19 protein-coding genes and 3 pseudogenes are annotated in these 20,777 nt (G+C 62.1%); 16 read left to right on the top strand and 6 right to left on the bottom strand.

The genetic code is table 11. From position 1 onward, the window contains the following. Window positions 1-19: 19 nt before the first annotated feature. Window positions 20-1,618 (bottom strand): MDR family MFS transporter, encoded by a 1,599-nt coding sequence (locus A37U_RS43700; RefSeq protein WP_020497302.1) that lies wholly within the window; start codon window positions 1,616-1,618, stop codon window positions 20-22. 106 nt (window positions 1,619-1,724) lie between these two features. Here A37U_RS43700 and A37U_RS43695 point away from each other — a divergent pair, with 106 nt between their 5' ends. From A37U_RS43695 to A37U_RS0114135, 3 genes are all read left to right on the top strand, one after another. Beyond that, entirely contained in the window at window positions 1,725-2,348 is a 624-nt protein-coding gene (locus A37U_RS43695; RefSeq protein ID WP_063712789.1) for a TetR/AcrR family transcriptional regulator C-terminal domain-containing protein, read from the top strand. A 79-nt stretch (window positions 2,349-2,427) separates the two neighbouring features. Then, on the top strand, window positions 2,428-4,332 hold the full coding sequence (locus A37U_RS0114140) for an alpha-L-rhamnosidase-related protein (RefSeq protein ID WP_083933499.1): 1,905 nt from the start codon (window positions 2,428-2,430) through the stop codon (window positions 4,330-4,332). A gap of 13 nt (window positions 4,333-4,345) precedes the next feature. Beyond that, the gene (locus A37U_RS0114135) at window positions 4,346-5,098 is read left to right on the top strand and encodes a class I SAM-dependent DNA methyltransferase (RefSeq protein ID WP_205622926.1); all 753 of its coding nucleotides are present in this window, start codon (window positions 4,346-4,348) and stop codon (window positions 5,096-5,098) included. Here A37U_RS0114135 and A37U_RS0114130 read toward each other — a convergent pair. Continuing rightward, complete coding sequence (locus tag A37U_RS0114130; protein ID WP_040587716.1) at window positions 5,069-6,316, bottom strand: class I SAM-dependent methyltransferase; 1,248 nt, start codon at window positions 6,314-6,316, stop codon at window positions 5,069-5,071. The genes A37U_RS0114135 and A37U_RS0114130 overlap by 30 nt on opposite strands. A gap of 129 nt (window positions 6,317-6,445) precedes the next feature. On the opposite strand from A37U_RS0114130, the gene A37U_RS0114125 reads away from it, so the two are divergent. After that, the gene (locus tag A37U_RS0114125) at window positions 6,446-7,429 is read left to right on the top strand and encodes an NAD-dependent epimerase/dehydratase family protein (RefSeq protein WP_020497297.1); all 984 of its coding nucleotides are present in this window, start codon (window positions 6,446-6,448) and stop codon (window positions 7,427-7,429) included. Window positions 7,430-7,438: 9 nt separating this feature from the next. Here the strand turns inward: A37U_RS0114125 and A37U_RS0114120 are convergent, their stop codons facing one another. Then, window positions 7,439-8,863 (bottom strand): NDP-hexose 2,3-dehydratase family protein, encoded by a 1,425-nt coding sequence (locus A37U_RS0114120; RefSeq protein WP_026197214.1) that lies wholly within the window; start codon window positions 8,861-8,863, stop codon window positions 7,439-7,441. Window positions 8,864-8,937: 74 nt separating this feature from the next. Beyond that, the gene (locus tag A37U_RS0114115; RefSeq protein ID WP_020497295.1) at window positions 8,938-10,053 is read right to left on the bottom strand and encodes a DegT/DnrJ/EryC1/StrS family aminotransferase; all 1,116 of its coding nucleotides are present in this window, start codon (window positions 10,051-10,053) and stop codon (window positions 8,938-8,940) included. A 386-nt stretch (window positions 10,054-10,439) separates the two neighbouring features. On the opposite strand from A37U_RS0114115, the gene A37U_RS43690 reads away from it, so the two are divergent. Further along, window positions 10,440-11,168 carry an AfsR/SARP family transcriptional regulator gene (locus A37U_RS43690; RefSeq protein WP_169526870.1) on the top strand — a complete coding sequence of 243 codons (729 nt, stop codon included), beginning with the start codon at window positions 10,440-10,442 and terminating at the stop codon, window positions 11,166-11,168. 94 nt (window positions 11,169-11,262) lie between these two features. Beyond that, window positions 11,263-11,985, top strand: a complete 723-nt coding sequence (locus A37U_RS43685; protein ID WP_020497293.1) for a response regulator transcription factor — start codon at window positions 11,263-11,265, stop codon at window positions 11,983-11,985. Here A37U_RS43685 and A37U_RS0114100 read toward each other — a convergent pair. After that, complete coding sequence (locus tag A37U_RS0114100) at window positions 11,963-12,409, bottom strand: nuclear transport factor 2 family protein (RefSeq protein WP_020497292.1); 447 nt, start codon at window positions 12,407-12,409, stop codon at window positions 11,963-11,965. The genes A37U_RS43685 and A37U_RS0114100 overlap by 23 nt on opposite strands. Before the next feature lie 197 nt (window positions 12,410-12,606). Here A37U_RS0114100 and A37U_RS0114095 point away from each other — a divergent pair, with 197 nt between their 5' ends. The 8 genes and pseudogenes from A37U_RS0114095 to A37U_RS0114065 all read left to right on the top strand — a co-directional run bounded on the left by A37U_RS0114095 (window position 12,607) and on the right by A37U_RS0114065 (window position 18,564). Further along, complete coding sequence (locus A37U_RS0114095; protein ID WP_040587700.1) at window positions 12,607-13,629, top strand: class I SAM-dependent methyltransferase; 1,023 nt, start codon at window positions 12,607-12,609, stop codon at window positions 13,627-13,629. A gap of 372 nt (window positions 13,630-14,001) precedes the next feature. After that, window positions 14,002-14,775 (top strand): annotated as a pseudogene (locus A37U_RS43680) (IS5 family transposase). Between the two features lie 453 nt (window positions 14,776-15,228). Beyond that, entirely contained in the window at window positions 15,229-15,393 is a 165-nt protein-coding gene (locus tag A37U_RS51495) for a hypothetical protein (RefSeq protein WP_157182825.1), read from the top strand. Between the two features lie 2 nt (window positions 15,394-15,395). Further along, window positions 15,396-16,196: an ESX secretion-associated protein EspG gene (locus A37U_RS0114085; RefSeq protein WP_020497288.1), complete on the top strand. Its 801-nt coding sequence runs from the start codon at window positions 15,396-15,398 to the stop codon at window positions 16,194-16,196. A gap of 546 nt (window positions 16,197-16,742) precedes the next feature. Next, window positions 16,743-17,321, top strand: a complete 579-nt coding sequence (locus A37U_RS0114080; RefSeq protein WP_020497287.1) for a hypothetical protein — start codon at window positions 16,743-16,745, stop codon at window positions 17,319-17,321. 196 nt (window positions 17,322-17,517) lie between these two features. After that, the gene (locus tag A37U_RS0114075; RefSeq protein WP_020497286.1) at window positions 17,518-17,832 is read left to right on the top strand and encodes a hypothetical protein; all 315 of its coding nucleotides are present in this window, start codon (window positions 17,518-17,520) and stop codon (window positions 17,830-17,832) included. A gap of 1 nt (window position 17,833) precedes the next feature. Further along, window positions 17,834-18,238, top strand: a complete 405-nt coding sequence (locus A37U_RS0114070) for a hypothetical protein (RefSeq protein WP_020497285.1) — start codon at window positions 17,834-17,836, stop codon at window positions 18,236-18,238. Further along, complete coding sequence (locus A37U_RS0114065) at window positions 18,235-18,564, top strand: hypothetical protein (protein ID WP_020497284.1); 330 nt, start codon at window positions 18,235-18,237, stop codon at window positions 18,562-18,564. The genes A37U_RS0114070 and A37U_RS0114065 overlap by 4 nt, the downstream gene beginning before the upstream one ends. Before the next feature lie 10 nt (window positions 18,565-18,574). On the opposite strand, the pseudogene A37U_RS49670 reads toward A37U_RS0114065, so the two are convergent. Next, window positions 18,575-18,820, bottom strand: a pseudogene (locus A37U_RS49670) (DUF3732 domain-containing protein); the annotation flags it as partial. A 95-nt stretch (window positions 18,821-18,915) separates the two neighbouring features. Between A37U_RS49670 and A37U_RS48315 the strand changes: the two are divergent. Together A37U_RS48315 and A37U_RS55300 are read left to right on the top strand one after the other, a co-directional pair. Next, a pseudogene (locus A37U_RS48315) lies at window positions 18,916-20,049 on the top strand (IS3 family transposase). A 135-nt stretch (window positions 20,050-20,184) separates the two neighbouring features. Continuing rightward, window positions 20,185-20,777 (top strand): class I SAM-dependent methyltransferase (locus A37U_RS55300; RefSeq protein ID WP_476707422.1); only part of this gene is annotated, 593 nt, incomplete at its 3' end.

Genomic DNA, 20,777 nt, shown 5'->3' with positions numbered 1-20,777 from the left:
CGAGGATGCACGTGGGCGTTCAAGCCTCGATGGATCCACTGTCCCCGGGCACGGCTGTGCGTTCGGCCGACTGCGGTTCGTCCTCGCCCCGCAACGGAAGGTCCTTCATGGCGAGCGAGACCAGGAACGCCGCGCCCATGACCGCGGCCATGATCAGGAACAGTGAGCTCGCCGAACTGGCATAGGCGTCGAGCACCGTGTGCTGTTGCCCGGTCGGCAGGCTCGAGATCGACGAAATGTCCCCGTTCGTCAGTGGATTGGCCCTCCCCGATGCCGCCAGTTGCGTGGTGAACAGCCCGGTGAGGATCGCACCGGCGACCACCGGCCCGAAAGCCTGCCCGAGCGAACGCGAGAAGGTCGTCGTCGCGGTGGCGGTTCCGATGTCTTCGAGGTCGACCGCGTTCTGCACGGCGAGAATGGGAATCTGCATGACCGTTCCGAGTCCGAGTCCGAGCACGAAGGTGCACACGCCGAGCAGGACGAGAGACATATCGCCGCGCAGGAACAGGCCGAGCAGCAGGAGCCCGACACCGGCGATGGCCGTGCCGAGCACCGCGAAAGGCTTGCAGCGTCCGAGTTTGCTCGTCAGTCGCCCGGACACGATCGCGGCCACCGTTGTGCCGAACGTCATCGGAACCAGGTTCAGCCCGGCCTGGGTCGGGGTCATTCCCCTGGCGAGCTGCAGGAACAGAGCGATGTAGACGATCGAGCCGAACAGCCCGAAACCGACGAGGAATCCGATCAAATTGGAGACGGTGAACACCGGATTCCGGAACAGCTTGGGCGCGATGATCGGTTCGGCCGCCCTACGCTCGTAGCCGAAGAACAGCGCCAACAACACGATTCCACCGATGAGCAGGCCCAGGATCGGCGCCGAGGACCACGAGTACGAACTCCCCGCCCATTCGGACACGAGCAGCACGGCACATGTGCCCAACACGAGCAGACCGGCGCCGAGAAAGTCGATGCGGTGACGGTGGTGCCGTTCGGCGGGCAAGCGCAGCACGGTGGACACGACGATGATCGCGAGGATACCGAGTGGGACGTTAAGGTAGAACGCCCAGCGCCAGGTCACGGTGGTACCGAGGAAATGATGCCCCTCTGTGAAGAAACCGCCGACGAGCGGGCCGAGCACATCGGCGAGCATCATCAGCCCGACGAAGAGCCCTTGCCATTTCCCTCGTTCCCGTGGCGGGATCAAGTCCGCGATGATCGCGATCGTCAGGGAGAGAATGCCGCCGGTCCCCGCTCCCTGGATCGCCCGTGTCGCGATCAGCTGCCCCATGGTCTGGGCCAGCCCACAGAGCAGTGAGCCGATCAGGAACACCGTCACGCAGAACAGATAGACCCGCTTACGGCCGAACTGATCGGAGAACTTCCCGTAGAGCGGCATGGTCACGGTCGCCGCGAGCACATACGCGGTCATCACCCAGGACATGGTCGCGAACCCGTTGGCGGCATCGAGTTCCTTGGTGATGGTCCACATCGCGGTGGACACCACCGTCTGGTCAAGGGCTCCGAGCAGCATCGGGAACAACAGGCCGATCACCACGACCAGTACCCCGCGCCCACCGATCCTGCCACCCGACTCGGTCGCGGGTGCCCGCGAATCAGCCATCGTCACTCCTCAGGTCCGCCTCGTCGAACAGCTCACTTGAACAATGTACAAGACTGTTGAGCACCGCTCAAGTGGCAGGATGGGCCCGGAATACCCAGGAGGTGCGATGGCATTAGGACGTGAACAGGTCGTGGACGCGGCCCTGGAGCTGCTCGACGAGATAGGGCTGGACGCATTGACGACCCGACGTCTGGCGCAACGGCTCAACGTGCATGTCGGATCCATCTACTGGCAGGTTCCGAGCAAACAGGCACTGCTCGAGGCCATGGCGGACCGCATCGGCGCCCGGATTCGCGAACACCCCATCGAGGCCAAGCAGTGGCCCGAGCAGGTCGCCGAGTTCGCGCGAGTGACCAGGGAGGCGTTGCTCGCCTATCGCGACGGAGCACGGATCGTGGTGACCGCCCTGCCCACCGAGGCCCTGCTCGAGGGCGCCAACCGACTTACCGGACTACTGCGCGAGGCCGGGGCGAGCGCGCGCCTCGCCGCGCTGGCCACCGATACCATCATGAGCCACGTAACCGGCTTCACGCTCCAGGAACAGTCCCAGGACGAAGGCAAGGGCAGCACGGACAAACCGGCAACGCGCGAGCACATCAGCGAGACGGAAGCCGTGTTCGCCGTGACGGAGAAGTTCGCTCTCGAAGTCAGCCTGATCATCGACGGACTTCGCGCGGCGATGGCCCGCGCACCCGTGGCCGAGGCCGCTCGCGCCGACGCTTCCGAGTAGGAGCCACCCGATATCGGGTTCGATCGTTCCTCGATCGGACCATGCTGAGCTCCCCGGGTAGGTAGCGCGGGGAGGCACGATGCGGTCGGTTGCGAGTCTGGGGTGCGTGGCGGTGCTCGTGGTGGGCCTGTCCGGATTCGCCCCGAACGACCCGGCAACGTCTACGGGGCATACGGTCCTGCGGCCGGTCTCGATCGCCGGCGTGCGCGGGGAAGTCGGCGACGCCGAGGCATTGGTCACCGGCCGGGGCCAGACCACCCTCACCGCGCGGGCGGGCAGGCCGGATCCGACCGTGGTACTCGACTTCGGCCGCGACGTCGGCGGGATCCCCCGAATCCGGGTCGCCGGTGCCTCGGGAGAACCGGTCCTCCGCACCGCCTACAGCGAATCCCGGCGGTTTCTCGGCCCGGAAGGGGACGCGCCGAAATCGACGATCTTCCCTCGCCCCGGTCTCGATCCGCTGCGGCACCACGAATTCCGAATCAAGGGGCCTGGTGACCTCCAGCGTCCACTAGTGCAGGGCGGCGAACGTTACGTATCGCTGAGGCTGACCACCGCGGGCTCGGTCAGGTTGTCCTCGTTCGGCATCGAGACGACCTACTACGATCCGGGTCGTGCTGGTGCGCCCGGCGAATTCCGGTCGAACGACCCACTGCTCGACGCGATATGGCGGGCAGGCGCCTACACGGTGCGGATCGGTATGACGCGGCCCGGCACACCGGATGGCGGGGACCGACCGGTGATCTATGATGGCGCCAAACGCGATCGGCTCGTGTTCAGCGGAGATCTGCTCCAACAGATCCCCACGATCACCCAGGTGTTCGGCCCGGCCGCGTACGACTACATCCGGCAGTCGCTTCGCCTGCTGGGGTCCGGCAAGGCGGCGATGCCCGGCTTCTCCGGACCGCGTGGCGATGCACGGTTCTACTCCGCCAGCTACTCGATGTACTTCGTGCTCTGCCTTGCCGAGTATTACCGGGAAAGCGGCGACCGAGCATTCCTTGCCGAGTTCTGGCCCTCCGTCCACCGTGAACTCGAGTGGAACGCAAGCAGGACGACACCGCTCGGACTACTGCGCACGACCGCGGAAGACGGGGCCGACTGGGATCATTACGACGGGCCGAAAACGGGAGCGGTCACCGCCTTCAACGCCATCTACCACCGAGCCTTGCGGGACGCGGCGGTACTCGCCGCGGCACTCGGCAAATACGCGAGCGCCCACGAGTACTCGCGAGAGGCCGAACGGCTCCGTGCCGCGGTGAACGCGAGACTGTTCAATGCGAAGACCGGGGTCTACGACATCAGCGACACCATCCGCGGACCGATTGCCCAGGACGCGAATGTCGCCGCCATCGTGTACGGCATCGCCTCTCCACAGCGGGCGCAGCGCATACTTCAGGTGCTGCGTACCCGGTTGTGGGAAGCATGCGGTCCCATCCCGTTCAGCCGAGACAGCGGATACCGTGACCTCATCAGCCCGTTCATCAGTGGCCTCGAACTGCAAGCCCGATTCACGATCCCCGGCGCTTCGGACAGCGGATTGCGGCTGCTACGAACAACGTGGGGACCGATGGTCACCCCGGGACCGGCATACACGGGCGCATTATGGGAACACCTCACCGCCGACTGCACGGTTCCCGGTGGCAGTTCGAGTCTCGCCCACGGGTGGTCGACCGCACCGACCTGGGTGTTGAGCCGGTATCTGCTCGGGGTAAGCCCCAGCGCCGCCGGCTACCGCACCTGGAGGCTCACTCCGCCACGAAGCGGGCCGAGCACGATTCGCGGCACCGTGCCAACCCCGCACGGACCGATCACCGTGAACTGGCGGCGCACGGCCGGGGTGACCACGGCCGCAATCTCGGTACCACCAGGCACGGTCGCCTACCTGGGAACGCACCGGGACCACGACGCACAAGCCGGCATCGACCGCGTTCTACATGCCGGACAACACACGATCGTCATCTACCCCGATCACCTTGGATGAGCAGGAGGGCACCGTGACCTCAGCGTACGAAGCCGAACTCGCCGAGATCTACGACCAGGTGTACCGCGGACGTGGAAAGGACTACTCCGCCGAGGCGGAAGCGCTCCTCGACACCGTCCGCGCACGCCTGCCGCATGCCGAGAGTGCCCTGGACATCGCCTGCGGTACCGGTAGCCATCTGCCGTACCTCATCGAGGCGTTCGGCAGTGTCGAGGGCGTCGATCTGTCCACACACATGCTCGCGATCGCCGAACCCCGTTTCCCCGGGGTTCGATTTCACAACGCGGACATGGTCGAGCTCGATCTCGGCCGCCGCTACGATGTCCTCACCTGCCTGTTCGCGAGTATCGCCTATCTTCGGACAACCGAAGAGCTGGACGAAACGGTGCGGCGCATGGCGGGACACCTCAACCCGGGTGGACTGCTGCTCATCGAGCCGTGGTGGTTTCCGGAGAAATTCCGGCCCGGTATGCTCGTCAGCGACGTCTTCACGGTCGATGGACGCACCATAGCGCGGGTTTCCCACTCTACAAGGTCCGAGGATTCCTGTATCCTCGAGATCCATTTCCTCGTCGCCGATAACAAGACCGGGATCCGGCATTTCGTCAGTGAACACCGACTTGCCCTCTTCACCCGAGAACAGTTTCGTACCGCGTTCGAAGGTGCCGGACTGAAGCTGGAATCAATCGAGAACACACACTATCCACGCGGTCTACTTCTCGGCACCTTCGATGGATCAACGCAGGTGGACGCGGGGAACGTATAGCAGCCACTGACCGCCACCCGTGCGGAACTCTCGCTCATTCGCCATGATCTCCTCAGCGTGGTTCCATGCGAAAAGGAGGGCATAGTCCGGGAACGGCCGACCGAACTCCTCCGGCGCTTGCACGGGAATATGTGAACCGGGCATCAGCTTTCCCTGCTTTGCCGGTGTACTGTCGCAGACGAACGGAACCCATTCGGTCCCGATACCGCAGTAGTTCACGACCGTCGCGCTCTTGGCGGTCGCCCCATAACCCACGACACGCTTCCCGCGGTCATGTAGGTCTTCGAGAGTATCCCGAAGCTCCGAACGCACAGTCTCCACGTGTCCACGGAACCGGTCGAGAGTCCCGGGGTCAGCAACCCCAGCCAACCACTCCTGTTCTATCAATTCGGCGACCGAGGGCCGCGCAACACGTCGCCCGGTCCGCGCGAGCGTATAGCGCACCTCGCCTCCGTGGACATGCAGCCTTCGCACGTCGACGAGCTCGAGGCCATGCCGCCGGCTCAGCTCGCGGACCGAACGTGCGGAGAAAAAGAAGAAGTGTTCGTCGTAGATCTGGTCGAAAGAGGTCCGTTCAAGGATATCGGCGAAGTAGGGGTCCTCGAATACGAACACCCCATCGTCCGCGAGCAGAGCGTCCACGCCACGCAGTATCGAGTCCATGTAAGGGATATGACACAACGTATTGGCAGCGTAGATGACATCGGCCGGACCGTAACCTTCCCGAATATCGAGGGCCGAACCGTACTCGAAGAACTCACTACGTACCTGAATCCCCTTGCCTCTGGCCAGTTCCGCGACACCCGAGCAAGGCTCCATCCCCAGGTGGCGGACACCCGCATCGGCGATCGTGGCAAGCATGGCGCCGTCATTGCAGCCCAGTTCGACGATGAACGGATTCGATCGGTTCAGTTCCGTACCCAGGAACTCGCGCGCGGTATCCCGAAAGTGCTCGCGCATGACCGCGGATCCAGAGGAAAGATACGGGTATTCCGCGTTGAACATACGTTCCCGCGGCACCTCGTCCATCAGTTGAACCATCGTACATTCAGGACAGAATCCGACAGCGAGTCGAAAGAAAAACTCATCCCGGATCCCATCTGGCCGCACGAACGCATCGGAGAGCGGCTGCTTCCCGAAATCGACGAACTCGGACAGTGGCGCATCACAGACATGACACCGAGCGGCGGTGGTCGAATCGTCACCAATGTTGTGCATGCTGGATTCCCTCGGATTCGTTGCGAAATCGGACATCCCCATGATGCATGCTAGCGATCGAGCCGTGATTGGCTCTTCGTCGAGATTCAGACCGTGATATCGCCGAACATTTCCATTAGAATACCGACCATGTCGGATGTCGTTCCTGACCATAACGCCGAGAGCGCACTTCCCCTGGTCGTCGTACTCGGCGCATCGGGTTTTCTTGGCGCGGGCGTACTCACCGCGTGCATCCCGTTGCCGGTACGCCTGCGCGCCGTGACTCGGTCCGCCCGGCCGTCCGGACGAAGCCAGCGCCCGGAATGGCGGGTCGCGGATCTGACGAATCCCCGGCAGCTCGCCGAGGCCGTACGCGACGCCGATGTAGTGCTGAACCTGGCCGGAATCACGACGCGGGCGGCCGAGATCGACGCCGAGCGGATCAACCATGGTATGGTTCTCGAGCTTATCGATCTCTTCTCCCGAACCCGCCGCGCTCCGCTGATCGTGCAAGCCGGAACCGGATCCCAGGTCGGCACCGCGGGAATCGGGCGTATCGACGGGACCGAGCCCGATGCGCCGGACAATGCTTATGACGCACAGAAACTCGCCGCCGAACAAGCACTCGAAAAGGCACACCGCGCCGGTCACGTCCGCGCCATCGCGCTGCGCCTTGCCACGGTGTTCGGACCGGGCCCGGTTCCCAGCGCCACCGACCGCGGTGTCGTCACCACGATGATCCGCAAGGCGATCGCCGGCGAATCGCTGCCGATGTGGGGCGATGGAACAGTCACGCGCGACCTGCTATTCGTCGAGGACGCGGCCCGTGCCTTCGTCTGTGCCATGCGGTATGGCGATCATCTGGCCGGCGAGCACTACCTCGTCGGAAGCGGCATGGGAACCCCGCTCGCCGAGTTGTTCGGCAGCATCGCGAAACTCGTCGCGGCCAAGTCCGGAGGTTCACCGGTATCTTTGAGCTCCGTCGACATTCCCGATACCGCCGCAGCCAGCGATCTCATCGGCGTCGAATACGACTGCACCGCGTTTCGCCACGCGACCGGATGGCACCCTCGCGTCGGACTGCTAGCCGGTCTCGACCGAACCATCGCGGCCCTGTGCTCCGCCGAGCAGTGAGTTCCTCGGTCATCGCACGGAACTGAGACAGGCGATCAGGGTGCGTGCCTGCACCGTGAGGTACTGACTGTGCCGCAACAGGACACTGAGCTGTCCGAGTGTCAGCCAAGCGTAATCCTCTGGCAGGACATCGAGTGGCGTGGCCAGTTCGACGATGCGGTACCGAGCACAGGCATGGTAAAGCCTACCGCCCTCCTCGGAGAGTTCCGTGTCGAATCGGATCCGCTCCGGCGCCGGAGTGAACACCTCATCGAAGAACGGTGGTCGCTCACTCGGTGAACGGGCCATTTCCCGTTCGGGAACACATTGGACGGTCGGACCGAATTCCGCGAAATCGAGTAGTCCGGGCTCGAATCGGGAATGTACAAGTACGTGGAGCTCACCGTCGACGTACTTGATCAGAAAGGCGATCAGGCCCGTTTCGGACGGGGCGAACAGCGGCTGTGTCCAGCGGCTGACCTCCCGGCTCCCCGCCTCGACACCGACGGCGAGCACACTGAAATCACCGGCAACCTCGGCTGTGATACCGGTTTCGGATCGCACCCACCCGTGGACATCCATCAGATCGATCGGCGATACGGACAGATCACGGCGCGCCTTTCCCTCGGTGAACCGGCTCAGCACATCGAGCAAGCCGCTCCTTCCCCCGGACACGTCGCGGTCCGAATGGCCAGTCGATGCCGACTCCTGCACAGTCTCCAGCTCCACGCCGACCATCGGAGCACAGGCCAGCACTGTCCTCGTATCCATGCCGATGACGTGATCGATACGGAGCAGTTCGTGGATCTGCCCGATGGTGAGCCAACAGAAATCCTCGTGTAATGCCACCTCCTCGGTAACCTCGATGATCATGTTGCGGTTGCGTTTCCTGAAGAACCATTCACCGTGTTCCGACTGAAGGACATCGGTGATCACCCGACCGGACCGCGGCGCGACGAAACTGTCGAGATACCGCACCTGGGCACCCCGGTGCACACCGATGTAGTTGCTTCGCGTCGCCTGTACCGTCGGGGAAAGCTGCAACAGGTTGACGTTGCCGGGTTCCATCTTCGCCTGCATCAGGCAGTGCAGCACCCCGTCGAACTCTTTGATGAGGATGCCCAGAATCCCGATCTCCGGCTGGTTGATGATCGGCTGCGACCATTCGGCCTCAGGGCGATCACTGCTGTGCACGTGCAACCCGGAAACCGTGAAAAACCGTTCACTGTCATGCACGATGTTTCCGCCAGGCTCCGAAAAATACCACTTGTCCAACGCGGAAAATGGGATTCGCTCGACGGTGAACCGGTTCGCTGATCGCCGTTCGCTGAACCACTGGTCAAATTCGGATACGGATTCGAACTGGGCACCGTTCACGCAGGCCGCAGATTCCGCCAACCGTACCGCATCGCGGATATCCTCTGGACTCTCAACAGCGACTCGAACATTCGTCATGGTGGTCCTTCAAGGTTGTCGGTACTCCGGGGCATTCCCCGCACCGCGCCTGTGCGCCATGTTCCGTAGTCCGCTCAGCGCCCCAGCCCGAGCAGCACCTCACGCAAGGCATTGATGACCTTGTCCTGCTCCCGCTCGGAGAGACTCGGATACATCGGCAGCGAGAAAACCTCGTTCGCAAGCTCTTCTGTCGCAGGAAGCGATCCCTCCCGGTACCCAAGATGTGCGAACCCGGTCATGGTATGTACCGGCCACGGATAACTGATATTGAGGTTGACGCCGTAGCTGCGCATTGCCCCGATAATCTCGTCCCGGGCAACATGGCGGATTACATAAAGATAGTGAACGTGCTCATTGCCCGCTTCCACGTACGGGAGAACGAGCCCCGTATCGGCAAGCCCTGCGGCATAGCGCTGTGCGATGGCGCGCCGACGTGCGATATAGCCGTCCAACCTGGCAAGCTTGCGACGCAGGATCTCCGCTTGGACTTCATCGAGACGACTGTTGAAGCCAGGGGTGGCGACGACGTAGTAACGCTCGTGCATACCGTAGTAACGGAGCCGTCTGAGGTTCGCGGCGATGGTGGGGTCCGAGGTGATCGTCGCCCCTCCATCTCCGTACGCTCCGAGCACCTTCGTCGGATAGAACGAGAAAGCCGCGGCGTTTCCCATCGAACCGGCGATCTCGCCATACTGGCGTGCTCCGTGCGACTGGGCGCAATCCTCCAGAATCGGCAACTCATACCGGACGGCTACGTTACGTAACGCTGTCATATCCACACATTGCCCGTACAGGTGTACCGGGAGCAGACATTTGGTCCGCTCCGTGATCACCCGTGAGACCTGACTGACATCCATCAGATAGGTATCCGGGGACACATCTACGAAGACCGGTTTGGCACCGACGGTATCGATGGCTACGACCGTAGGTGCGGCGGTATTGGCAACCGTAATCACCTCGTCGCCCTCGCCCACTCCCATCGCCCGCAGTCCGAGCGCGATGGCATTCGTCCCGTTGTCCAGCCCGATACAATGGCGAACCTGATGATGCTCAGCGAACGCATCCTCGAACTTCGTGACGCTACGACCGAGTACCAACTGACCCGATCCGAACACGGTGTCGACCGCATCCAGCAGATCTGCACGTTCTTCGCGGTACTCATCCAAATAACCCCACACCGATACCGCCATAATGGTCCTGCCCTCTTCCCAGTAGATCCTCTGTGAGAGCTTCACAGCTCGACTTCCATGAACAATGGAGATCAGTTCGAGATCACGTTCGCACCGGACCGGCACACAAGCGTCGCATCGTATGGTGACCAGTGCACGACACAGCGATGCAATCGACAGCTATCCATCGATTCGGTTGTCACCCAAAGGAATACTACTTTGGTTGTAGCACGATCACTCACATGGAGTAATTATGAGATTGTTGTCGACAACTAATATTGCACAACTCTAACCGATGTGCTGCTATCGATAGCGGTCATGATTCTTGACACTGGGGAGGCACTGGGGTGCTACAATTCAACCTATTGGGCTCACTTGAGGTTACGTCAACTTCTAGACTTCTTCCGGTGGCGGCGCCGAAAGTTCGGAATGTTCTCTCGCTCCTGGCGCTTCGAAGCCCCAAGTATGTGAGCATCGATACTTTCATCTTGGAATTATGGCGAGACAATCCACCGCGAAGCGCGGTTACGACAACGCAAACTTACATTTATCAAATCCGAAGAATACTCGCAAAAGCCAACGAGGGTGACGCGGAACAGCTGGTCAAGACAAGAACGCCTGGATATCTACTCGATCTCGAACCGAATCAGACGGATGTGCATCGATTTCGCGCACTATGCGCGTATGGCAGGGAGCAGCTTGCCCTTGGTCGATTCGAGGAAGCCGCCACGTCCATACGCAAAAGCCTGGAGTTGTGGCGTGGTCAGCCGTTGGCCAATGTTTCGCTGGGTCCGGTGCTCGAGATCGATGTCGCGGGACTGGCCGAGGAGCGCTTCGAGGCATTGAAAATGCGCATCGAAACCGACCTGCGGCTGGGCAGGTACGATGAACTCATCCCGGAACTGCGTTCGCTGATCAGCGTCTATCCGCTTAACGAATGGTTACACGGTAAGCTCATCGTGTCGCTGAGTGTTACGGGAAGGCGGGCGGATGCACTCGAGGCGTATCGAAGGATGCGTGCGGTGCTCCGTGAAGAGCTGGGGCTGGAGCCGTCAAGGGAATTGCAGGAACTCCACGAGTCCTTGCTACGCGGAAGCGTACTGGGAGAAGATGAGCGCTACGCTGCGACCTACTGATGAGCACCACGAAACCTGTACTCGCAACCACCAAGCTTGACGACAATACATTCCACAAGGTCTCGACCCGGCGCGCTTTCTGGAGGAGCAGCATATGGGAGAGAGCTGTCGCGAGATATCCGTCTTACTCGTCGACCCCGACAAGCTGTTCACCGATGCCTTGCAGTACGGACTCTCGGTCGAGTCCGATATCCTCGTTCTCGGGACCGCGAATTCTGAGTACTCGGCATGCTCGTTACTGGCGAGAAGCCTGCCTGATATTCTCTTGTTGAACATCAGTATATTCTTTGGTTCCGTTCCGGGAGGCATCCGTAGAATGCGTGAGATCTCCCCGAATTGCCGTATCGTCGTGCTCACGTCCCATCTCGATCAGTTAACCACCGAACGTCTTCGGCTGCTCGGCATATCCGATTGCCTTATCAAGAGCATAACGCGAATAGAACTTGTCACCACCATCCGATACATAGCAGCTCAACGGATACTCCCGACTCGGTCGAACGAGTCGGCAGTGGGGAATGCGATAGAGCGGAATATAAGGATCTCGCGACGCGAAGAGGAGATCTTGTTGCTCGTGGCGCAAGGAATGCGGAACGAGGAGATCGCCAAGCATCTCGTGATCGCCGTAGGCACGGTCAAACGCCATATGCGGAACATCTTCCGTAAGTTGGGGGCGGAATCACGTATCGACGCCGTCAACAAGGCGGTCGCATCATACGATCGATTTCGGCTGCCGGTACCGCGGGGTCATTTGGCGAACTTCGCGCCACCTTCCCCCTACCGGCCATCGAGCTGGATCAGTCCAGGTCATCGCGGCTGACAAGACGTTTCTGAATGAGCCACCCGCTTCCATTCGACACCAGCACGTCTTCACAGACCGTACTGCGGTGCAATGTCGGTATCCCACCTCGAAGAGTTTCGATGACCAACGCGTAGCTTCGTGCGAACACCGCGTCATCAGCTCGCCGTTCGAGAGTGAGCATGCCGAGCCAATGCCGATGCGTTACTCCGCTGTTCACCCGATCCTCGGCCGCCCGCCGGGCCCCTTCACGGATACGCTCGCGGCCGGAGACCGGCTTCGGGAGCCCGGCCGCATCGAACACACCGTCCTCAGTGAAGGTGTCCGCCCAGTCCTCGACCTTTCCCGAATCGAGTAACTGCATTTGCCACGCATAAAAGGACTGAACGCGAAGGTACAGCAGTTCGCTGTCCGACAGCTCCGGCGAATCCGCTTGTGCGGCCATTTCGTCCTCCGTTCACGAAAGTGCGAGCGAGGTCAGCATGTGGCACGGTGTTCGAGGGTCGATCCAGTTCTGATCTCCCTGCCCTAGTCGCAACCAAGGGTTCGAAGTGTGCCGGGCTCCATCGAGCTTGGATTCCTTCTCGAACGAGATGCCCCATCGTTACCGCGAAATCTCCTCTTCATCGTTAAGGAAAACTGATGACTGCATCGACGGTGACGTCCAAGTCTCTACATGGCATTATGCGGGGATATGTACAGACCAGCCTCCTGCGCACCGCATTCGACATGGGGGTTTTCGACGCCATCCATCGGGGCGCCAACAGCCCATCGCAGATTGCCGTCGAAATCGATGCCGATCCGCGCGGCACACGTATCCTGCTGGATGCTCTGGTCGCCATAGATCTTCTTGAGTCCAACAGCGGTGGTTTCCTGCTCCCGGAGGGCGGCGAACGCTACCTGGTGAGCAGCGGGGAACAGTATTTCGGTTCGGCGATGAAGATCGGTGTCAGCCGATGGGAATGGGAGGCGCAGTGGCGACTGGCTGAGGCGGTCCGCAACGGTGGAACCGTTATGAACGAAAATGCACTGAGTCCGGACTTCTCCTATTGGGAAGATTTTGCCGCGCACATGAACTGGTTCCAAAATGGCGCTGCCACATTGATGGCCGAGGAACTGGTTCCCTGGGCCGTGAAGCAAGATTCGGCACGGGTCCTGGACGTCGCTTGCAGTCACGGATCCTACGGATTCTTCTTCGCTCAACGCGAGCCAAAGGCTCGTATCACCGGTCTCGACTGGCCGCATGTACTCAAGTACACGAAGCAGAACGCCGAACACCTCGGCCTACTCGACAGGTGGACACCACTTGCCGGCGACATGTTCGAGGTGGCCCTTGGCGGCCCGTACGACATCGCCATGGTGACCAACGTCCTGCATCATTTCGCCGAGCACGAGGCGATCAAACTCCTACAGCGCGTGGCGGAGGCAGTTCGTCCTGGTGGGCGCATTGCTATTTCCGGACATACTCGCACGAGGGACGACACACCCAAGACCAATCCGGGTTCATACCTGTTCTCGGTAATCATGCTCACGATGACGGTTACCGGAGAGACCCATTCGATTGAGACCTACGAACGGATGCTCGACAAGGCAGGCTTCACCGATTTCCGTGTGTACACCAATGAAAAGGCCATGCACACCGTGTTCACCGCAGAACGGGCCTAACAAACCGTACTCCCATGGTGTTTGGCCGGTAGCGATCAGAACCCCGATCCGCGTGCCCGGTGGGCCGCCGGTCCCGCTCGACCAGCAACGCCCGGGTGCCCAATTCAGCCAGCTGCCTACACCGCGATAGACCCCCGCCCTCCTAGCCCCCAGGGCTACCAGGTCCATATCGTCGCACCGCGGCGTGGCCTTAGGGGCCGTTTCTGAACTGGTCCTGGGTGGGCGTGTCGTTGTTGATGGTGAGGGAGCTCCTGGTAGGTCGAGCGGTGCTGAAGCGCCGTTCTACCAGGAGTTCTATTGTTATCGTGGCGTACCGCGTCCGGTGGGGTCGGGCTGGGCAGTGCGTGTTGTCGTTTGGCCCTGTTCCATCAGGTGTCCGATGCGGGTCGTGCTCGCCGGTACCCGTCGGACACAACCGATGCGCAGTGGGCGGTCATCGATCCGCTGCTGCCTGATCCGCCGTGGCTGGCGGGTAAGGGCGGTCGACGGGAGACACACTGCCGCCGGGCGGTCGTGGACGCGATCTTCTACCTGGTTGACAACGGCATCAAATGGCGAGCACTGCCAACGGATTTCCCGCCGTGGTCCACGGTCTACAACTACTTCGCCGCCTGGGAAGCCGCGGGCGTCACCCAGCAGGTACTCGACGAGTTGCGAGACCGGGTGCGATGACGCGAGGGCCGCACGGCCGAGCCCACAGCAGCGATCATCGACTCCCAGTCGGTGAAAGCCGCCGAGACCGTCGCGTGTCCCAGTCGCGGCTACGACGCGGGCAAGAAGATCAACGGCCGCAAACGCCACATCGCCGTGGACACAGTGGGACTGCTGTTGTGCGTGATAGTCACCGCCGCATCGGTGCAGGACCGCGACGGTGCTCGGCCCCTGCTGGCCATGTTGGCCGCCTCGTGTCGACGTATGCGCTTGGTCTGGGCCGATGGCGGCTACGCGGGCAAGCTGCTGGACTGGGCCAAGACCACAGCGCGGATCACGGTGGCCATCGTCAAACGATCCGACGACGTCAACGGATTCCAGGTCCTACCCAAACAACGGGTGGTGGAACGGACGCTGAGCTGGATCACCCGCCACCGACGATACGCCCGCGACCACGAACACCTACCCGAACATCACGAAGCAATGGTCCACTAGAACATGATCCGCATCACCAGCCGACGCCTCACCAAATAGGTTCAGCAACGGGCTCTCAGAGTGCGTCTGGGAATCCTCGCTCGCTGCGGGCGGGAACCAGGTCGGCGGGGTCCCTGCGGTGCGCCCGCACCCGGGATCAGCAGAGCCGCAATTATGGTGATGACAACGCCGCAAGATGACAACTGACCTGTCCAGGCCGAAACACGCCCTCTTCAAGGTGACGCTGCGTACGATTTGCGCATCGGCTGGGCCGAACGCCCCAAAGAGTTACGGGCTTCTCCGCAGCTCGACAAGACACCGCAAGGTCCTTGCGCTGCTGTCTGCCCAACAGGATGCGAACCTAAACGTGCAGCACACAGGGCTGCGCGCAGTTGCGTGCAAATACTATAGCGGCGCCCGCGAGCTCCTAAACCGGCCGAAACAGCGGGGCGTCCTGGCGCGAGCGGAACGCCGATGACCGGTACTGGCCGTGGGAAGCAGGACGACAAGGAGCACGAGCAGAAGTCTTACCTGGTCAGCAGGGAGAACGGTAACGAGATCGTCGGGGACCTTCCGAGGACCCCGCCGCCGGTCATCGGTGAAGTCGAGACACCCCCGAAAACAGACGAAGGATCATAGCGGTGCTTCCCAAGGGGGAACTGTTGTGCGTGGGCGCCGACCTCGAACGCGCGCTCACGCACTTCGGTATCGGTGAATTGCCACGCGTGCTGCGCGGCACACCGGTATGGCGCGACAGCAGCGAGGACCGCGCAGCCACCCGCGCCTCGCTGGAGACTCTGGACAAGGCCGGGTTGCTGGAACCCAACGGTCGTCTCGACCGGGATGTCGCGGTTACGTTCGAGGCGCTGTGCCAGCCCGAGCTGGCATACTTCGGATGGTTCGCCGCAGGAGACGAACAGTGGAACGCCATCGCTGCCCGGCGTGGCCCCGAGGCTGTGCTCGCCGCATACGCCAAAGGTGGGGTCTATATCCGCCAGATCAATACCGACGGGCTGGTCAAGGCGCTGGATGCCGAGCTCCCCCTCGGAGAACCAGCCGAGTTCGCCCCGATCTGGTACCCGCTGGACAAACCGGTGCCCGAGCCCGCGGTCAGTGACATTTTCGTGGACAACAACTACACCCGCGCCGACGACGACCTCAACCTGATCCACGCCCTGATCACCGATCACGACGGTGGCGGCGAAGTGTTCGTCCAAACCCGCGATCGCGGCGGACGCGTCCACGAATCACCAACCGCACTCGGCGTGGTTACCGGACGCCAAGGGACTTGGTTCAACACCCTGCACACCAACCACCACGGTGACCGCTACCTGTTCTGCCTCCCCGCCACCAGCGACGCCTTCGCCGAACAACTCGATGTGCTTTGTGAACAGGCGACCTCACTACACCCCATTGCTCCCGCCGACCGTATGAGAGGCTAATTCGATGCGAAGGCGTGTAGCAGTCGGCGTTGGGATCGCGGCACTCGTTGCCGGATTTACAGCGGGATGTTCCGATTCCGATATGCCAGTACCAGCGACCACGTCGACGCCGAGCACGGTCCTGGCTGGCGCCGATCCGTGTTCGTTGACCGCGGCCGAGGTGAAACAGTTTGGTGTAGGAGCTGGAGAGCGGAAGGACGCTCTTGGCGCGCGGGCGTGCCGGTACCGCGGCGACGGGTTTCATGTGACGGAATCGCTGGTGGAAGGCCCGGGAGTGGGCGATCTGGTGGACCCGAACGACCATCGGCTACCGAAGACCTACGATTCGGTGCGGCCACTGCAGGTTGCCGGGAAACCAGGACAGCTGGTCAGTCAATCCAGCTCCTGCGTGGCCGCAATCAGGGTCGGGCAGACCTCACGTGTGGAGTTGGGCGTTTTTACCGGAATGCCAGGCGATACGACCAAGGCTTGCGACACCGCGACATCGCTTGCAAGAGTTGTGATTTCTCGGCTTATACGGGGCAAGTAGGAACCAAAGGGGGAGAGTTGGGATTCGAAGTCAACACGACGGCCTTGCAGCTGTACACGAACCTGCTCAAGCAAGCACACGAGACTGCCGGTTCCATCGACAAATACGTCGCCACGAACCTCAACGGCCCGGCAGCCGGCAGCGCCAGCGGCCTCTTCGGTGAGATCGATCCAAAAGCCGAGCAAACCAGCGCACAAGTGCGTGATGCCGGGCAACGGATGTCGAGCTTGCTGGAAGACTGCTCCGACGCGATGCGGCAGACCACCACGATGTACGAGCGCACCGAGCGCGAACAAGCAGCGAAACTCGATGCAACCTATCCCAGCGCGCCTGCGCCCCCACAACGCGGTATGCCCTGGCTTCAGGGCAGCAACCAGGCCGGGCCGATCATGGCGAAAGAGGACGCCGCCGGGAAACTCAAACCACCGGGCGAGCCTCAAGACTTCGAAGATCCATTCGAGGTCATCAACACCATCAGCGGATACCTGAGCCCGGGAACGATGATCCAGAAAGGCCTCGACCTCGCGTTCGGTTTCAACCCAGCCGCCGAAGCCACCAAAGCGCTCGTCGGGGATGGAAATCGATCGCGAAGATGAGCGAGGCTCTCGATGCCGTCGCTGGATGCTGTGCGGCGATGGGAACCGACATTCAATCGAACGCGCTGAACATGACTTCGAGTTGGACCGGGAACGCCGCCAACTCCGCCTATCAATACTTCGACGGACTGGGCAACACATTCCACGACTACGAACAGGCGTTACGCGGACTCAGCAAGCAGTACCATGATGCCGCGTGGGCGTTTCGGCCTATGCAAAAGAGGTCCAGGGGACCATCACCACGATCTTCGACACGGTGTTCTGGATCGGCGTCGAAGCAGCCGTGGGAGGCGCCACCGCCGAGACCTTCATCGGTCCGCTCGCTGCCGGTGGCGCGATCACCCTGGAAATCCGCAACGTCATCAAGGCCTGGGGCGAGCTGACCTCGTTGCAGTCGAAAACACAGAGCATCGTGCGTATCGCGGCGGACAACATCGATGGATACATCTCCAGTGGCCTGTTCAACGCGAAACCTCTCCCACAGCCCTACCACAATCCGGGGGTGAAATAAGATGACCAGCTCGATTCCGGATGACGGCAATGGTCCCTTCGTTGATCCTCGTCTGGCCAAGTACCGGCAGAAGATGCTTGAAAAACTGGCTGACCATCACCATCCCGAGACCGCGGAGATGGCCCGCGAGCTACTGGCCGGACGAGTTACGCCGCGGCAGATCATCACCCGGCATCTATACGACAATGTGCTCACCGCGGACATGGATCGTGTTCCCGCCCTACAACAAGCGATACCTGCCGAGGAACAAGAGCTCCTCGACCGTGATCCCGACGCCTGGCTCGATCGGCTGAACGCCGAACCAGCACCCGAACCCACACCGCACCCTGCGCGACAGGTCCGGTTCGATGACGACGAAGACTTTTCCAGCATCAACTGGCTCGACGGGAAACACAACCAACTATGAGCAACCAAGATCCCAGTGATGAAAACCAGTTCATGTACAGCGGCCAGCCCCGCGTCTCAAAGGAGGACCTCGAACGCGCCCGTAGTGGCCGCTGGCAAGCCGCTACATTCGGCGGCCTCATCCTCGCCGCCTCGATCGCGCTGGCCTTCCCTGCCCCGACCTGGCTCTGGCTAGCACCGGGCGGTTGCGGTGCCGCCTCGATCGCCCTCGCCGTCATGCTTCGTAAGGCGAAGACACACCGACAAGCCATGTTCGGCACCGCGGGCGTCGCGTTTCTCGTTCTGATCGGCCTCTGCCTACTGGCGCTCCCGTTGAAGTACCGGTAGCACCAACCGTTTACGACGAGGTAGCTTCGGAAATCCATTCACGGGGTATGAGCTTTTCACCGCGTCGCCAGTTGTGTTTCACAGAATCTTGGAACCAGTCATCGACGAGATTCGCGTGGTCACAGACGATCACCTGCATATCGGGGGCAAGTTCAGCGACTACGTCGTAGAGCAGGCGGAACACGCGGTTGACCGCTTCCCGGTCGGTGTCCCGGCCAGGTTTTCCAGTGTTTAGGTCCACCTCGGAGCGGTACCAGACTTGGGTTGGTTAGAGGTGGACCCGGGGTTCTGGACAGTGGGTTGAGTGGTGGGTTGCTCGATAATGGCCGGTGAGGCCGGAGGAGTAACGACATGGCGCGAGGTAAGTGTAGGAACCATTCGCCCGAGTTCAAGGCCAAGGTGGCTCTGGCGGTGTTGAAGGAAGATCAGATGCTGGCCTAGCTGGCGCAGCACTTCGACGTGCACCCGAACCAGATCACGGCCTGGAAGAAGCAGCTGCTCGACTCGGCCGCGGGGGCCTTCGTGGCCGGGACCGGGCCGGGTGGGGCCGAGAGCGAGGCGAAGATCAAGGAGCTGCACGCGAAGATCGGTGAGCTGACCATGGAGCGCGATTTTTTAGATCACGGGTTCACACGCTTCGACCCGAAGTGAGACGAGCCATGATCGACCGCGCTAGCAAGCTGCCGGTCACGGCCCAATGCCGGCTGCTTCAGGTTGCCCGGTCAACGGTGTACTACCAGCCCCGACCGGTGGGTGAACGCGACCTCGAGCTGATGCGCCGTATCGATGAGATCTGCAGCGGCCGTTTCTGGGCCGGCGCCTCATCGACGCCCTGGCTGACGAGGGCATCGGCGTGGGCTGCAAGCACGTGCAGTGTCTGATGCGGCTCATGGGCCTGGTCGCGTTGTACCCACACAAGCGCACCTCGGTGCCGACACCGGGCCACAAGGTCTACCCGTACCTGCTGCGCGGGCTGGTCATCGACCGGCCGAACCAGGTCTGGTGCACGGAGGTGACCTACCTGCCGATGGCCCACGGCTTCGGCTACCTGGTCGCGATCATGGACTGGTACTCGCGCAAGGTCCTGTCGTGGCGACTGTCGAACACGATGGATGTCGGTTTCTGCGTCGACGCCCTGACCGAGGCGCTGGCCACCTACCCCGCCCCGGAGATCTTCAACACCGACCAGTTGAATCCGCCCAGTTCACCAGCGACGCATTCACCCGGGTACTCGCTGCCGCAGACGTCAAGATCAGCATGGACAGTCGGGGGCGGTGGATGGACAACGTGTTCGTTGAACGCCTGTGGCGCTCGGTCAAATACGAGGAGGTCCACCTGCACGCCCACACCGACGGTGCCCAGGCACGCGCCGGACTCAGAACCTACTTCGACTACTACAACACCCAGCGCCGCCACCAGGCGCTCGAACACCAAACCCCGAACGAGATCTACCCTCGAACCAAAGCGCTACCGCAAGCGGCATAACACCCCGGCGCCCCCCACCTATAAACCACCGCGGCCTGTCCAACCGACAGGGTCCACTTCAGTGTACCGGAGGGGGAGGGTCCCGTGGGACCTCGGGGAGCCCCAGCCGGCTCTAGGTGAACTCGTCGACGCTGGATGGTGCACCGGCACCGTGCTGGATGCGGTACTGGGGAGTTGGCTCTCGGCCTCGCCGCTCGCGGCCATCAGGTCCTCGGCGTCGACCTCGCACGCAGCGCGATCGAACGCGCCAGGCACAAGGCAGCCGCACGCGGGCTGGCGGTGCGCTTCCACGCAGCGGATGTCACCGAATCCGCCGGCGGCGAGGTCGTCGACACGGTGTTGGACAGTGGCCTGCTGCACTGTCTGCCCGCGCCAGCGCAACGGCGCTACCTGGACGTCCTGCGCCGAGTCTGCCGTCACGGCGGCCGGGTGGCGGTGCTCTGTTTCGCCGACCGGCCCCGGGGCGCGCACGCCGGATCTGGGCCGACTCAGCGAAGAATGGTTGCGCGAGCTGTTCGACGACGGCTGGACGATCGATNAGCTCGCGCCCGCGGACATCCTCGGCATCATCCCGGACGGACTCGGCGAAATCAGCACGTGGCCACGGGACAAACGTGGCCGCACCCCGATGACCGGCTGGCGACTACTCGCTCGCAGAACCGGGGAACCAAACCAGACCGATGCCTCACAGGCAATCCCGGACCACGTCGCACACTGAAGATGGTCGC

Source organism: Sciscionella marina DSM 45152, assembly GCF_000379465.1.
Classification (GTDB): domain Bacteria; phylum Actinomycetota; class Actinomycetes; order Mycobacteriales; family Pseudonocardiaceae; genus Sciscionella; species Sciscionella marina.
This window is presented reverse-complemented; position numbering and strand designations above follow the sequence as displayed.